General features: G+C 55.6%; 9 protein-coding genes. 2 read left to right on the top strand and 7 right to left on the bottom strand.

What is annotated here, in order from left to right; all coding sequences use genetic code 11:
• The first annotated feature begins 425 nt into the window (after positions 1–425).
• Positions 426–569 (top strand): hypothetical protein, encoded by a 144-nt coding sequence (locus L2097_RS18265; protein ID WP_250353441.1) that lies wholly within the window; start codon positions 426–428, stop codon positions 567–569.
• Positions 570–962: 393 nt separating this feature from the next.
• Here L2097_RS18265 and L2097_RS18260 read toward each other — a convergent pair whose 3' ends face one another.
• Positions 963–3,017 (bottom strand): AsmA family protein, encoded by a 2,055-nt coding sequence (locus L2097_RS18260; protein ID WP_085005031.1) that lies wholly within the window; start codon positions 3,015–3,017, stop codon positions 963–965.
• Between the two features lie 72 nt (positions 3,018–3,089).
• The gene (gene pdeH / locus L2097_RS18255; protein WP_047372703.1) at positions 3,090–3,860 is read right to left on the bottom strand and encodes a cyclic-guanylate-specific phosphodiesterase; all 771 of its coding nucleotides are present in this window, start codon (positions 3,858–3,860) and stop codon (positions 3,090–3,092) included.
• A 231-nt stretch (positions 3,861–4,091) separates the two neighbouring features.
• On the opposite strand from pdeH, the gene kdgK reads away from it, so the two are divergent.
• Positions 4,092–5,021 (top strand): 2-dehydro-3-deoxygluconokinase, encoded by a 930-nt coding sequence (gene kdgK / locus L2097_RS18250; protein ID WP_047372702.1) that lies wholly within the window; start codon positions 4,092–4,094, stop codon positions 5,019–5,021.
• A 198-nt stretch (positions 5,022–5,219) separates the two neighbouring features.
• Here the strand turns inward: kdgK and L2097_RS18245 are convergent, their stop codons facing one another.
• From L2097_RS18245 to bcsZ, 5 genes are all read right to left on the bottom strand, one after another.
• Complete coding sequence (locus L2097_RS18245; RefSeq protein WP_047372701.1) at positions 5,220–6,713, bottom strand: M16 family metallopeptidase; 1,494 nt, start codon at positions 6,711–6,713, stop codon at positions 5,220–5,222.
• Positions 6,714–6,932: 219 nt separating this feature from the next.
• Positions 6,933–8,219, bottom strand: a complete 1,287-nt coding sequence (locus tag L2097_RS18240) for a dicarboxylate/amino acid:cation symporter (protein ID WP_047372700.1) — start codon at positions 8,217–8,219, stop codon at positions 6,933–6,935.
• Positions 8,220–8,377: 158 nt separating this feature from the next.
• Positions 8,378–10,384, bottom strand: coding sequence for a biofilm formation regulator HmsP (hmsP, locus tag L2097_RS18235; protein ID WP_047372699.1), 2,007 nt, complete (start codon positions 10,382–10,384; stop codon positions 8,378–8,380).
• A 217-nt stretch (positions 10,385–10,601) separates the two neighbouring features.
• Complete coding sequence (bcsC, locus tag L2097_RS18230) at positions 10,602–14,093, bottom strand: cellulose synthase complex outer membrane protein BcsC (RefSeq protein WP_250353440.1); 3,492 nt, start codon at positions 14,091–14,093, stop codon at positions 10,602–10,604.
• A complete protein-coding gene (gene bcsZ / locus L2097_RS18225) occupies positions 14,075–15,181 on the bottom strand; it encodes a cellulose synthase complex periplasmic endoglucanase BcsZ (RefSeq protein ID WP_250353521.1) in 1,107 nt (368 codons plus the stop codon). The genes bcsC and bcsZ overlap by 19 nt, the downstream gene beginning before the upstream one ends.
• Positions 15,182–15,187: the final 6 nt, after the last annotated feature.

Genomic DNA, 15,187 nt, shown 5'->3' with positions numbered 1-15,187 from the left:
GGCCTTACCCTGACCTCTCTCCCGGATGCGGCGTAACCGCCTTATCCGGGCTACCACCCCGACATCTGATGCCCGCGTCGTACCTTTAGCCCGGCAAGCTTTGCGTCGCCGGGAGTTGTCCCGGAGGCGGCGTAAGCGCCTTATCCGGGCTACCACCCCGACATCTGATGCCCGCACCGTACCTTGTAGCCCGGCAAGCTTTGCGCCGCCGGGAGTTGTCCCGGATGCGGCGTAAGCGCCTTATCCGGGCTACCACCCCGACATCTGATGCCCGAGCCATACCTTATAGCCCGGCAAGCTTTGCGCCGCCGGGAGTTGTCCCGGATGCGGCGTGACCGCCTTATCCGGGCTACCACCCCGATATCTGATGCCCGCACCGTACCTTTGTAGCCCGGCAAGCTTTGCGCCGCCGGGAGTTGTCCCGGATGCGGCGTAAGCGCCTTATCCGGGCTACCACCCCGACATCTGATGCCCGCACCGTACCTTGTAGCCCGGCAAGCTTTGCGCCGCCGGGAGTTGTCCCGGATGCGGCGTGGCCGCCTTATCCGGGCTACCACCCCGACATCTGATGCCCGCACCGTACCTTGTAGCCCGGCAAGCTTTGCGCCGCCGGGAGTTGTCCCGGATGCGGCGTGACCGCCTTATCCGGGCTACCACCCCGACATCTGATGCCCGCACCGTACCTTATAGCCCGGCAAGCTTCGCGCCGCCGGGAGTTGTCCCGGATGCGGCGTGACCGCCTTATCCGGGCTACCACCCCGACATCTGATGCCCGCACCGTACCTTTGTAGCCCGGCAAGCTTTGCGCCGCCGGGAGTTGTCCCGGATGCGGCGTAAGCGCCTTATCCGCTCTGTGATTTTGCGACGGCATGGTAATGGAGGGAACAAACCTGACACTCCCGCGATCGGTTCCCTCTCCCTGTGGGAGAGGGCCAGGGTGAGGGAAGACCACCGCACCGAACTTACTTTTTCATCTGCGCCAGAATAGCCCGGCACTGGTTGGCTTCGCCTTCCGATGGAGAAATCAAAGCCAGTAGCGCAGCCGCTGGCGTCACCAGCGTTGCCAGCGCCGCGGCCACCGCACCACGGGCAATCAGCGGTCCGGGTTTTACCCCCGCCTGCGGGTTTTTGAATGTCCCGCGCACATACAATGGCGAACGCAGCGTAACGATACGAACGCCCTTACTTTCCGGGTTGATGGTCAGATCCAGTTGCTCCGAGGCGAAACTCGCCGTCCCCGTCACATTCACCAGCGCGTTTTCGGTATCAAAAGCGAAGATTTGCGGACGCGCCACGCCATTAACCAGATCAAGATTCGCCGCCGCGCAGTTTACCCGCACCTCATCGTCGCCAAAAATCTTGCCAATAACGTAGTTACCCACGTTCAGCCCGGCAATCTCCATAAGGTTACGGCTGATAAGCCCGTCATTCATCAAGAGCTTAAGGTTACCGTCGCTGGTGCCCAGCAACGCCGCCACGGAGTTTCCTGTTCCACGAATGTCCGCATCGCCATTCAGCTCACCCAGGGTTTTCTGCATCAGCTCGACATTGGGCATCAGTTGTTTCAGTTTTAACCGCCGCGCCTGAATTTCCGCCCGCCCCTGCATTGGCTTTTTATCCCCTTCGAGGCGAATATTTGATGAAATCGTCCCGCCCGCTAAGCCGAATTTCAAAGGCTGCAGTTTCAGATCCGCATTCTGTAAAATGATATGGGTTGTGAGGTCGCTGATCGGCAACGTGCTGCCATGCTCAATACGCTTCCCTTTAAAGCGCACGTCGGCATCCATCGTGTTCCATTTATCGGTTTCAAAGCGATCATAGGGCAATACCTTGCCGGCAGGCTGGATACTTTTCTCACCCTTCTTCTGCTCTGCCTGCTTCGCTTTTTCTCCCCCTTTACCGGAATCCACGCCGATCAAAGGTCCAAGGTCGGCCAGGCGAAGCTGACGGGATTCCAGAGAGCCTTCCAGCTTCGGACGCGGTTTGCCCGTGGTGTAGGTTAACGAACCATGAATATCGCTATCGCCGATGCGCCCGTTAAAATCGCGATAGTCATAGACACTGCTCTTTTCGCTATCAATCTTCGCCACCAGATGTCCATCCGTTTCAAACGGCGGGGTATCCGGCAGCAGCACGCCTGTCAGTTCGTAGAGATCGCCCAGGGTATCGCCAGCGAATTTCAGCTGCAGGTCGACGCCGCCCATTTTCATCGGGTCGTTAATTTTCCCGACAAACGCGACACGTGTGTTGCCGGAACGGAAATCAGCCTGCACCGGGAAAGGCGTGCTCTCGCTTCGTAGCGCCAGCATGCCACCGATTTTCCCCGACCCGGTCAGCGGCTGGCCGTTGTAACGTCCCTGCGCTTTCAGCCCGAAAACATAATCTGCCACGCGGGTTTTGTCTTTACTGTCGCCCGTGACTTCATTGAAGGGGAGCGGTTTACCTAACGGATCGACAAGGATCTCGATATCCGCTTTACTCACCTTGTCGTCGATAGCGATACGCCCCTGATCGAAGAGAATATTATCCAGGCGGAATGACCAGCCAGAGGGCTGCGCATTAGGATCGTTATTTTCTGCACTGGCGAGGTTAAAGGTCCAGTTGTTGTTCTTTTCAGACAGGCGGATCAGGCGCGCATCCGGTTTTTGCAGTTTGATCCACGGCAGGTAAACGGTTTTGGTTAACAGCGCCAGCGGTGCGAGAGTGGCTTCAACGCGCGGCAGATGCACCATGGTGACTTCCGGGATCTCAGGCGGGTTACCGAGGAGAATATCGTCGGCATGAATGTGTGGCCAGGGTATCCAGCTACGCCAGCCCGTTTCCTCTTTTTGTCGCTCCCACACCACGCCCAAATCACCACGAATAGCAAAGGGACGATTAAGTTCGGTAGAGACTTTCTGATTAATGGTAGGTTTGAGGCGGTTCCAGTCAAAGGTGGCGATGATAATGATGGCCACCACAATCAATAAAACCAGTGTTCCAGTGACAGCAATAATCGCTTTGCTTGCTTTCGTCATGCGGGCGCCCTTTCTTTATTGCCTTGCCTGTCATAAAGATAGCCGAGGCTGGCAGAAAGGGGTTGCCTGCGATCAGAGCTCCAGCAATACGTTTTCCAGCGTATCCAGAGGAACCGGGCGCGAAAGGAAGTAGCCTTGTGCGGCAAAAGCCGGAGAATTCTGAACGTCGCGCCACTCGTCGAGGGTTTCAACACCTTCAACAATCACGCCCTGACAATAACGATTCATCAGTTGAATGAGCAGCGTGAACAGGTTGCGTCCTTCCGCCGTCTTGCGCAGCATAATAAACAGATCGCGCGATACTTTGATGTAGTCATAATGCACTTCGCTAAGTGCCGAGAAGTTGGCCATGCCGGTCCCAAAATCATCCAGCCACAGCGGCCCCATTTCGCTGATCGTGGCGAATGTGGAGTCTTGCGGCAGACGGATATGCTCTACCAGTTCAAAACGGATCCACGGTACGGTTTCGATGAGGGCTCTTAATGTTTTATTCGAGCGCATTGCGATTAGCGTAGGGCCGTCGACATTGACGGATGCCAGCACGCCGTGCTGCTCGAAAAAGTCTTTCTGTTTGGCCAGCAGGGCGATCTGTTCGTGTACTACATCCACACGCTGACGCACCGCGACCTCAGAAAAATAACGGTCCGGCGGGATACGCTGATCGGGCTGGCTCGGATGCGTCACAATGGTCAGCACCTCCACCGCCATCAGGCGACCATCGGTTTTGTAAATAGGCTGGTAAGTATAAGCACGCTCACACTGCAGCCAAAAACGACGTTCCTGTAGGCTTTCTATGCTCGCCTCGGAGTAGTTCAGCCGCTGGATTACCTGCTTTAACTTCATTTCTTCTTCCTGTTGAAAATGAGTAGCCCCGGAGCTCTCGTCATTGGGTTATCGGCCCATAAGAGGAGAACTTTACCTCCATGACCTACGCAAAATGAAAAAGCACTTTGCGGAATCAGCAGAGAATACGTTCTGTGTCAAAAAAATAATGGAACGTCGTTTTAATATGGTTGACCACGAAACGCGCACAACGCACACTACCGTTAACTTATCTGATTCAGGTTCCGGACTATGTCAAAGAAAATTGCCGTGATCGGCGAATGCATGATTGAACTGTCACAAAAAGGCGCGGAAGTGAATCGCGGTTTCGGTGGCGACACACTCAATACTTCGGTTTATATCGCCCGTCAGGTTGACGCTCCGGCGTTATCCGTGCACTACGTCACTGCGCTGGGTACCGACAGCTTCAGCCAACAAATGCTGGAATCCTGGCAGGCAGAAAACGTCGATACCAGCCTGACGCAGCGCATGGAAAATCGACTGCCGGGCCTGTATTACATCGAGACCGATGATACCGGCGAGCGCACCTTTTACTACTGGCGTAACGAAGCAGCGGCAAAATTCTGGCTGGAAAGCGAGCAGTCTGCCGCCATTTGTGAAGAACTGGCGACCTTTGATTATTTGTATCTCAGCGGTATCAGCCTGGCGATTTTAAGTCCGGCCAGTCGTCTCAAGCTGCTGTCGCTGTTACAGGAATGCCGCGCAAACGGCGGTCAGGTGATTTTCGACAATAACTACCGTCCGCGTTTGTGGGCCAGCAAAGAAGAGACCCGTCAGGTCTATCAGCAGATGCTCGCCTGTACCGATATCGCCTTCCTGACGCTGGATGATGAAGACCTGCTGTGGGGCGCACAGCCAGTGGAAGAGGTTATCGCGCGCACTCAACAGGCTGGCGTAAAAGAGGTCGTGATTAAGCGTGGCGCGGATTCGTGTCTGGTCGCAATCCAGGGAGAAGCCCTGAAAGAAGTGCCGGCGGTGAAATTGCCAAAAGAGAAAGTGGTGGATACAACCGCAGCAGGTGATTCATTCAGCGCCGGGTATCTGGCGGTGCGCCTGACCGGTGGTGATGCCGAAGCTGCCGCCAGACGCGGTCATTTAACCGCCAGCACGGTGATTCAATACCGTGGCGCGATCATTCCGCGCGACGCCATGCCGAACTAAGGTTTTCCCTGCCTCCTGTCCGGGGCAGGTCTTTTTCCCCTCACCCTGGCCCTCTCCCTCAAGGGGGAGGGGACTGTCCGTGCTCGCATTTTTGTGGGGATTCCTCGCCCCACAGGGAGAGGGGACTATTTCGTGCGGCCTGAACGTTTGGTAGCCCGGATACGGCGTTTACGCCGCATCCGGGAATGTCCACACAGGTTACTGCTGCGGCGGAATATCCGACACATCCTGATGGGCATCATCTACGTTTGCTGGCGCGGCATTCTGCTCACCAGAAGACATCAACTCTTCCCAGCTCGCCTGCAGGTCCTTCATGTTGTACTCCGGCTCGCCTTTCGGCTGCAGCAATACCAACGCCATATCCTGCGAAAGCTGCTGACGTAAATCCTGATTCAGCATTTCTTTCGTCAGGCTGCTCAGGAAGTTCTGACGCAATTTTTGATACTGCTCGGGAGCGATATCCACCACCTGGTTTTGCAGCGAGCGCATACGCTGGCTAATCAGGATGTCGGTATCCGTGCGGGCATACGTGGCAAACAGCTTCTGGAGCTCAAGATTCTTTTGCGCTACCAGCGCATCAAACTCTTCTTCCGGCAGGCCGCGATCGCGCACTTTCGCCAGCTCGCGGGCCACGATATCGAGGTTGCTGTTCAGCTTATCGTTTGGCGAATCAAGATTGATTGCGCATTGCGCGCGCTGGAACAACACCCGGCAGTCGAAGCTCAGACCAATGTCTTTGACGTTGGTTTTTGCCAGATACTGCTGAACGTGCCAGAACAGCGCCTCACGGGCTAAATCCGCGCGCCAGTAGCGTTGCAACGCTGCAGATTCACGAATCGGCTGCCAGGCGGTATCCCACATGATGGAGAGGCGATCCTGACGCACAGAATCCGTCATGATACTTACTGGTTGACGCGGTAGCGGCGATAAGGTCGGCATCGGCGCCGGTGTTTCGCGCTTGCCTTTCAGATCGCCAAACGCCTTGTTAATCTGTTCCGCAACCGCCCGGCTATCTACATTACCCACCACAATCAGCGTCATCGCGTCCGGGGTGTACCATTTCTGATGGAACGCCTGGAGCTGTTTCGCCTCCAGCGGCTGCTTAAGAGGTTCGGCCGGATCATGGCCCAGCAAGGACGAACCTTTCAGGCGATAGCGCCACCAGTTATCTTTGGTGTTGCCAGGCCAGGTCGCCACCATATCTTCGCTGGCCAGCGCATGATTAATCGTTTCCGGCGTAATCGTGAGTCGCCCGGTGCTGTCTGACAGCCAGACCAGCGCTTCTTTGAGCAAATCGTTACGGTTATTCGGCAGGCTCAGGTTGAACATCGTGTATTCATACGAGACCAGCGCGGGGGGTAATGGACGCTTCGGGTCTATACCCTGCTGCCACAGTGAACGTACCTGCGCGGGTTGCAGGCTACCGCTTTGGGTCAGCGCAATACGGGGGAGAAAATGGCTAAAACCACTCTGTTGCGTACTCTCGGTGAGCGAACCGGTATTAATAGACAGACGTACTTCGATGCGATCGCTGGGGCGTTGCGGTGTGGCCAGGACTTGCCATTGCAAACCATTTGCCAGTGTCCCCTGTTGCCAGGCCGGGTCGGGCTGGAGCGCGTCTGCCTGCACATAACCGACAGCTGCCATCATGAGCAAACCGCCTGTTAACAATCGAATTTTTGTGCCCTGCATGAGAACCCCTGATCAACGTTCCTGGTTAAAAAGTCAGCCCCGACATGTCTGGAGGCTAAAAGTTACTTTAACACTTCGCTGTTAGACCTCGCGAATCGCAAAATGTCACACAGCGAAGTGAAATATCCCGGGCAATTCGTTCTGAATTGTGACGGGCCAGGGGTTAATTATGCGCAGGCACCCGCAGCCCGACAAGGACTACGGGTCTAAGTAGCGAAATTAAGAGGAGATTTCGCTGGTTTTACCGCTCGATACACGATTATTCAGCGTATCTGATAGCTTTTTCTGATCGAGCTCTTTTACCCATTTCGCCACGACCACGGTCGCCACGCCATTACCGACAAGGTTGGTGAGCGCACGCGCTTCTGACATAAAACGGTCGATACCCAGGATCAGCGCCAGACCAGCTACCGGTAAATGCCCCACCGCAGAAATGGTCGCCGCCAGGACGATAAAGCCGCTCCCGGTCACCCCCGCTGCGCCTTTTGATGAGAGCAACAGAACCACCAGCAGGGTTATCTGATGGAAAATATCCATGTGGCTGTTGGTGGCCTGGGCGATAAAGACGGCCGCCATCGTCAGGTAAATAGAGGTTCCGTCGAGGTTAAACGAGTAGCCGGTCGGGATAACCAGCCCCACAACGGATTTACGGCAGCCGAGGCGTTCCATTTTCTCGAGCATACGCGGCAGCGCAGACTCCGAAGAGGACGTCCCCAGCACGATCAGCAGCTCTTCGCGGATATAACGAATAAATTTGAAAATGTTGAAGCCCGTGGCGCGGGCAATCGACCCCAGCACCACCACCACGAACAGAATACAGGTGATATAAAAGCAGATAATAAGCTGCCCCAACTGGATCAGGCTACCCACACCGTATTTACCGATGGTAAAGGCCATCGCACCAAACGCACCAATCGGCGCAAGGCGCATAATGAAGTTGATGATGCCGAAGATGACCTGCGAGAAACTTTCAATCACGTTGAAAATCAACTGGCCTTTGTTGCCCAGACGGTGCAGCGCGAAACCAAACAGCACGGCAAACAGCAGCACCTGCAAAATGTTGCCGCTGGCAAACGCACCAATAACGCTACCGGGGATTACGTCCATGAGGAAGGCGACGATACCCTGCTCTTTGGCCTGTTCCGCATATACCGCAACCGCTTTGGCATCCAGCGTTGACGGATCAACGTTCATCCCCGCGCCGGGCTGCACAACGTTGACGATAATCAGGCCGATAATCAGCGCCAGGGTACTGACCACTTCAAAGTAGAGCAACGCCACCGCACCAGTGCGACCGACCGCCTTCATGCTTTCCATACCGGCGATACCTGTCACCACCGTACAGAAGATAACAGGGGCGATGATCATTTTAATCAGCTTAACGAAGGCATCACCAAGCGGTTTCATCTGCGCGCCCAGTTCAGGGTAGAAATGGCCGAGCAAAATACCGATAGCAATTGCCGTCAGTACCTGGAAATACAGACTTTTAAACAGAGAGGTTTTCATTAGGGTGTCCTTGAGGTAGAAACCACAGGCTTTTTAGGGGTTTCTCGCGCCTGCGGTTTAAAAATAACACCCAGAAAACATGACAGAAATATACTCACATCAAATTTGAAACAATGATGTTAAGAAATTAGAGCTGACTCGTACAAGCCAGCAACATTTCAACCATTTTCAGCATTGTCTGAGGTCGAAAAATAACGCGCTTCAAACGTTTCCGGCGTCATGGCGCGATCGAACAAAAAGCCCTGTACGATTTCCACACCCGCTTTTTGCAGCCATTCGCGTTGCGCTTCGGTTTCGACCCCTTCTGCAATAATGCTTAAATCCAGGCTTCGCGCCATGTGGATAATCGACGCCACCATACTGCTGTCTTCGGGCAGCCCTTCAACGAAAATTTTGTCGATTTTAAGCACATCAACCGGCAGCGACTTCATATGGTGCAACTGACGTAACCCGGCATACCCCATGCCGAAATCGTCCAGCGCGATGCGTACGCCCGCATTACGCAACGGGCGCAGAATGGTCACCGCCGCCTGCGGATCATCAATGCGACGACTCTCTGTCACTTCCAGAATCAAGGTATTGGGTTTAATGCGATAGCGATTGAGCAGCTCCAGCATGTCCGACACCATATTGTGGTGCATCAGTTGCATCGCCGAGAGATTCACCGACAGCGGCATCATTAGTCCGCGCTCTTGCCACGCAGACAACAAACGGCATGACTCTTCCAGGACCCAATAACCCACCGTGACCATTAGCCCGCACGACTCAATACGTTCGATTAACCCTTTCGGCAGATCCCAACTGCCATCCGGCTGCTCCATACGCAGTAATGTTTCGGCGCTCACCACCTCATTCGTGGCGAGGTCTACCTGCGGCTGAAGCCAGATAGCGAACTTGTGGTTATCAAGCGCATTCAGGATGTTGCTCTCTTCCGTCAGCCGCTTTTGCGCCTCTTCCATCTCCTGTGGATCGAAGAACTGAATCTGATTTTTTCCTTTGCGTCGCGATGTGAACGCCGCTGAAACCGCACGTCGGTAAAGTTGTTCCGCCGTCTGGTCGCCATGGAACATGGCCACGCCAATACTGGCGCTCGGGCGCAACTGAATGCCATGAATGGGTACGCGCTCATTGATAACAGTGAGTACTTGCTGACCTAATGTAATGGCGTGCCACGGCTCTTTCACCCCATGCGCGATAATGGCGAAGTCATACGCACTGACCTGGGCGAGTACCATCCGCGGTGAAATGACAGATTTTAGCTTCTCCACCAGCGTGAGCAGCAGCATCTCGCGCTGTGACTCTTTCAACACGCCAGCCGTATCCTGCAATGTTTCACAGGCGATAAACATCAGCGCGGTGGTCTTCTGCCGTGCCACTACCTGCTCCAGCAGCGCCATCAGGAAGGCTTTGTTTGGCAGCTCCGATACCGGGAAGAGAGTGGACTGGGTGTTCAGCTCATCATGCTGTCGCAACAAGTTTTGTTGATTACGGTTATAGCTGCGTACCAGGTTGCCGATTTCATCATCCTGATGGTGGCGAGGCAACGCCAGCTGGTGCCCGATCTGGTCCTGCTGTGGCACGTCGCTCAACTCGCGGGCGATTTTCCGCAACGGATGGACGATCAGGCGATTAATACACCAGGTGATTGCCACCGTAATGATCAGCGTTAGAAGTAAGTAAGCAGTCACCAACGTCGAAAGCGTGCTCATCACGAATTTATAGACGCGATAGGAGTCTGCTTCGAGTACCAGATAGGCAATCGGCTGTGGATTGGCCGGGCGCTGCAGGGAATAAATGGGCAATGAAATCTGGATCGGCAGTTCAAAGACCCGCGCAATCATCATCGGCACAGGGCGCTCGGGAATAAAACGCAGACGCAATGCCTGAAACTGGTTTGGCAGCACCACATCCGCCCGAATAACCACTCCGGCAGGTTTGATTTGTTTAAGTACGGATTCTGCCTCAGGAAAATCAGCCTTTAGTATCGCTTCGGACAGCGGTTCACGTACCGAGCGGGCAATACTTTCCAGTTGCGTAGCCGTGTTGTAGCGATTCTGCTGAACAAAATGAAACAGCAAAATGACGCAAAAAATGAAAATAAACACCATCGCCACGGCAAAAACCGCAGTCATCTGTTTAATCGTTAAAGAACGGCTGACACGCAAAATCACTCTCCAGAGATACACAAGCGCAGGGCAATAAAATATCACTCCGCCGCCAGAGTATACCCTATCGTGACAGTTTGAGATAAAGGGGAGGCATGATTGCCTCAGCGACAACGCTGTAAGGAAAAAGCGTCAGCAATACGCGGAATAATAAGCACAATTTTCATGTGGCGAGCCTCGCTTCCCGCCACGCTTCCCCCAGGAATTATCCTCATTATTACCAGTCGGCGTAAGGTGTCAGCGTTTGCGGCGGCATATCCATATCGCCCTGCCATCCGGCGGCAGAATAACGGACAAAGAGCATGCCCTGGCTTGGCGTGTAATCTTTCGCCTGCTGAATATTCACCCCCAGGCCAACGGACCAGTTCTGGTTAATCCGCCGTTCAATTAATGCCTGCGCTGTATAACCCACGCCGCTGGATGAACTTCCCTCCTCCAGTGCGGTGCTGGCGTCGGTACGATAACCCGCAGGAATCAAATTCAGTAACGGATAGCTTCGCTCCGTTTTCTTACGCGAATGTGACCACGAGGCAGATCCACCCAGCTCCCAGGACCAGTTTTCCGTGCGTTGACGCCAGGTCACGGGCACAGAAAATGACAAATATTCTTGCGGGCTATAATAGCCCCCTTGTCCCAGGGTGTAGTGGCTCAGGTCTTTGTCGTAGTGCCAAATCATATTATTCAGACCAATGGTCACGCGGCGGTTATTGTCGTTGATAAGTTTGTAGTAATACCCCGCCATCCAGCGTACTCGCCAGTTATCAGCCACATTTTTGCCGGTCAACTGATCGGCGCCTAACGAAGCCCAGACACCGTGCGCCTCGCCACGGTCATAGCTCATGCTGGCGGCGGCGCCGTTCGCACGCACGCCACCCCACGTGGTGCCGGGATGATCGCCATTGCCGTTATCCTTCTGTCCGCCAAACGCCAGTAATGAACTGGAGATCGGACGACGATGGACATTCAGCGTGTAGCCAATCACACCGATATCATTCCTGTAGCTCAGACCGCCGACGACATCCACCACATTAAAGCCAATTGGCGTGGTGCCGATATCCATATCCCAGGTCTTGTTACGCCAGCCTACCGCAACGCTCACGCCATTAGCCGTCTGGCTGCGATCCCCCCCCTCACAAGCCACCTCATTACAGGTTCCCCAGTGCGGCGAATAGGTCCCGTCATCTTTAAGCGAGAATTTTCCGGCATCCATATTCACCATATCGGTACGAAAGAACATCCTGCCGTCAGCCAGTGGCGCATCGGCCTCAAGCATTGTGGTGTGGGCTTTCAAATCAGAGTAGCCGCCCGTACCGCTCGAACCCCAGTAGTTATGCTCCAGCGTGACATTCACATCCTGCTGGCGATACAGATCGGCGGCATCACTGCGCACGCCGCGTTTCAGCCAGTCATCGTTCTCATTGTTCCGGGTTTTATAAGTGAATTCGTCATTACTGGCAGGACGGGTTGCCGCTACCCCCGATGCCACCATCGCGTCTTTATAGGTTTCCAGCGCGGTCTGCGGTTGCCCCTCCTGCACCTGGAAACGCGCCGCATCACGCAACACCAGCGCGCTTTCCATGGAAGGCGGCAGCCCCTTCGCCTGCGGCACAATTTCGCTGAATGTCTCGCGGGCGGCGTCATTATCGCCCACCGCCGCCTGCACCATCGCCACCCGGCGTTGGGTATTGAGCGTCCGTGGCGCTGTCGGGGTGGCAGCCGGTAATTTCGCCAGCAGTTCGCGGGAAGTCATGCGGTTGCCTTCGGCGGCGTAAATTTCTGCCAGGCCCAGTACCGCCTCTTCATTGTTCGGCTCACGATTTAACACGCGCTGATAAGTCGATATCGCCGCAGGATTATCGCCCCGCTGTTGCGCCCAGTCGGCAAGCGTCAAATCAATACGCGTCGAAGCAGGCTGCTGTTGAAGAAAAGCCATCGCCTCTGGTTCATGGCCCGTATCGCGCAATTGGTTAGCCCGTGCCAGCACTTGATTGGCTTCCAGCCTGTCGGAGAGTTCCTGAATATTGCTGTTCCACTTGTCACGCGCCAGCGTGTTGAGGTGCGCCAGCGCCGCGCTCTCCTGATTATTGCCGGAAAGATAGAGCGCGTAAGCGTACACCTGTTCCGGGTCTGCGGGCTTACTGTGCGCCAGTTCGCGCATCTGCGCGTCGGCCTCAATTTGTTGGCCGGCGGAGCGCAAATCGCTGGCCAGACGGTAAGTCACCCACACACTACCCGGGTCCAGCGCCAGACGGCGTTTTTGCAATACGGCGGCCTGCGCCCAGTTGCCCTGGTTCTCCAGCCGTTCTGCCTCTTGCGCGAGTCGGTCGTTGGTCAGGCTGCGTTCAATATCGTTAATGCTGCGACGCTGGCTGGCGCTAAGCGACTGAATGAAGGCATCGGCTTTTTCCGGCGACTGCGCACGGTAAATATTCGCCAGGCCACGCACCGCGTTACTGTTGCCACTGTCCATACGCAGCGCCTGCGTATAGTAACGCTCGGCAGCGGCGGTATCCTTGCGGGCCATGGCCGCATCACCCAGCCCCAGCACCGCGTAGCTGTCGGTATTATCAATCGCACGCGCCTGCTGGTAGAGGCGTTCCGCCTGGGCCGGATTTTTCGCCGCCAGTTGTGCATCGCCTTGTTGGATAAGCAGCCAGTAACGGTTCACCTTAAGCAGGCTGTCCCATTTGCCACGATTATCACTGTCAGGATCGAGCGCAATAGCCCGTTCAAACTGCGCCACCGCCCGTGCGCGATCGCCCTTCTGGGAATAAGCCTGTCCCAGCGCCCCGACGGCTTCGCTGTCCTGATGATTTTTGCTTACCGCATCCTGCAATGCGCCAATCGCCGTGCTGCCTTTTCCGGCTTCCACGGCCGCCAGTCCGCTGGCACGCGCCCGAAATGTCGGATCCGCCAACTGTTTCTGTTGTGCATCAAGCTGCTGGCGTGCCGTTACCACCGTATCGCCTTCACTGAACACGCTCAGGAAGCGCTTGAGCGCCGCCATGCTTTTTTCGCTGACAGTCATGCCCTGAATCTGCTGATACCAGAGGGTAGCTGCGGTATCACGCCCGGTGTTGTTCTTCGCCATTTGCTCAAGAACGGTAAAACCCTCTTCGGTACGGCCATCGGCGATCAGCATCCGCGCCAGCGTATTTTGCAAATCTGCATTTCCCGGATTACTGGCATTCAGGGCCTTCAGTTGCGTGATGGCTTCGTTGTGTCGTGCCGGCACTTTCGCCACCTGCGTCCAGTATTCCGCCGCCAGATCGCCCTCCGGGACACTGCCGTTAAACATTTTCTCATAAGCGGCCACGGCCTCCTGCGGATGCCCCGTGGCAGCCTGCAAGCGCGCTTCCTGTAACGCCTGCCGTCCCTGGGGCGTCGACAGCGCCATTGTGATGCGCGACGCTTTGGTTGCGCTGGCGTTCGGGGCAAGCGCGTTCAGCCGATCCATCTGTTTCTGCGCCCCGGCATTATCGCCCTGGCGCAGCAGATAGCGCAGGCGCGCGGCAATCACGTCCGGATCATCAGGGGCCATTAATTCAAGGCGATATAACGACTGGCGTACCAAATCTTCACGTTTGGTGGTTTCCCCCAGGCGTACCTGTTCAAGCAGTTGTTGTTGCGCGGTCGGCGCCGCCTGCGCGAAAGGCATCACTGAGATGCCGAGCGTGAAAGACAATAAACTTAATGTGAACTTGCGCATGGCTGGCCCCAGTCAGGTTGTAACTCACCGCGAGGGGTGAAGCGAAAACGGTGCTCGTCCCAACCTTGTCCGAAAAGGGTCAGAACATAACTGTAATAGGCGTCTTTGCCGGGGAAGTGATCCGCCACCCGCTGACGCTGCACCGCCTGAGCATCACGATCCTGTAAAAACGGCAGCAGTACCGCCGAGAAACCCACAGGGCCATAGCCCTGCGCCTTGCCGGTCGCCACGTTGACTTTTTCTGGCGGTACGCCCTGTTTCGCCGTCATGGTTTCCATTGGCTTGAGGCGCGCCAGCAAACGCGCCTTTTGCGGGTCGCCGTCATGCATCATGCCTGCCCATGCATAAACACGAATCGCATCGTAGCTGCCTGTCAGCGACTTATCGGATTGAAGCTGCCAACCCTTATTTTTCTGATAACGCACCCAGTCAGGCGAGAACCCTTTCGGCGCAGTTTCGATAATTAAACGCAGGTTGGTCTCCCGCAGCGTCGTCCAGGGCGCGCCATAGCGGGTAAAGTACTGGGCCAATTGAGGCGGCAGATAGCCGGGATTGAAGCGCCAGACATCGTTATCCGCAAAACCTACCTTGCCGGGCAACAGCATGGCGCCAAGACCGGGCACGGTGATAACCTCTTCTTTGGCAATGCGTGAAAGCAGCGCTTTTCCAAGCCCGGTATAATCAGGGATGTTCCACAGCCGCCCGGCTTCCAGCAGAGACCAGGCAATCCAGACATCCCCATCCGATGCGGAGTTGGTATCCAGTACCGTCCATTCCGTTTCGTTTTTCCGCCCCCACAACCATGCGGGAAGTTGCGCACCTAAATCCCCTTGTGCCAGGTTATTTTGCGTCCAGTTCAGCAGCGTTTTAAACGCATCGCGATCGTTCGCCGCAAGGGCAAAGAACAGGGCATAGCTTTGCCCCTCCGAGGTGGTTATCTGGCGGGCATCACTCGGGTCGATGACCCGCCCGCCATCGCTAATATAGCTCTGTTTAAAACGCTCCCATGCAGGCCAGCTACAGGCGGCGCTCACCTGCACCGCCGCCAGCATAAGCGCCGCCATGATCATCCAGCGTAGCGCTTTCATCACCGC

Source organism: Citrobacter sp. MNAZ 1397, assembly GCF_023613995.1.
Lineage (GTDB): Bacteria > Pseudomonadota > Gammaproteobacteria > Enterobacterales > Enterobacteriaceae > Phytobacter > Phytobacter ursingii.
The sequence above is the reverse complement of the archived record's forward strand: the minus strand, read 5'-3'. Positions and strand labels throughout refer to the sequence as shown.

Bases quoted from the DNA above. Each gene is read 5' to 3' on its own strand.
- L2097_RS18265 (WP_250353441.1), top strand. From the start codon at position 426: ATGCGGCGTAAGCGCCTTATCCGGGCTACCACCCCGACATCTGATGCC.
- L2097_RS18260 (WP_085005031.1), bottom strand. From the start codon at position 3,017: ATGACGAAAGCAAGCAAAGCGATTATTGCTGTCACTGGAACACTGGTT.
- pdeH (WP_047372703.1), bottom strand. From the start codon at position 3,860: ATGAAGTTAAAGCAGGTAATCCAGCGGCTGAACTACTCCGAGGCGAGC.
- kdgK (WP_047372702.1), top strand. From the start codon at position 4,092: ATGTCAAAGAAAATTGCCGTGATCGGCGAATGCATGATTGAACTGTCA.
- L2097_RS18245 (WP_047372701.1), bottom strand. From the start codon at position 6,713: ATGCAGGGCACAAAAATTCGATTGTTAACAGGCGGTTTGCTCATGATG.
- L2097_RS18240 (WP_047372700.1), bottom strand. From the start codon at position 8,219: ATGAAAACCTCTCTGTTTAAAAGTCTGTATTTCCAGGTACTGACGGCA.
- bcsC (WP_250353440.1), bottom strand. From the start codon at position 14,093: ATGCGCAAGTTCACATTAAGTTTATTGTCTTTCACGCTCGGCATCTCA.
- bcsZ (WP_250353521.1), bottom strand. From the start codon at position 15,181: ATGAAAGCGCTACGCTGGATGATCATGGCGGCGCTTATGCTGGCGGCG.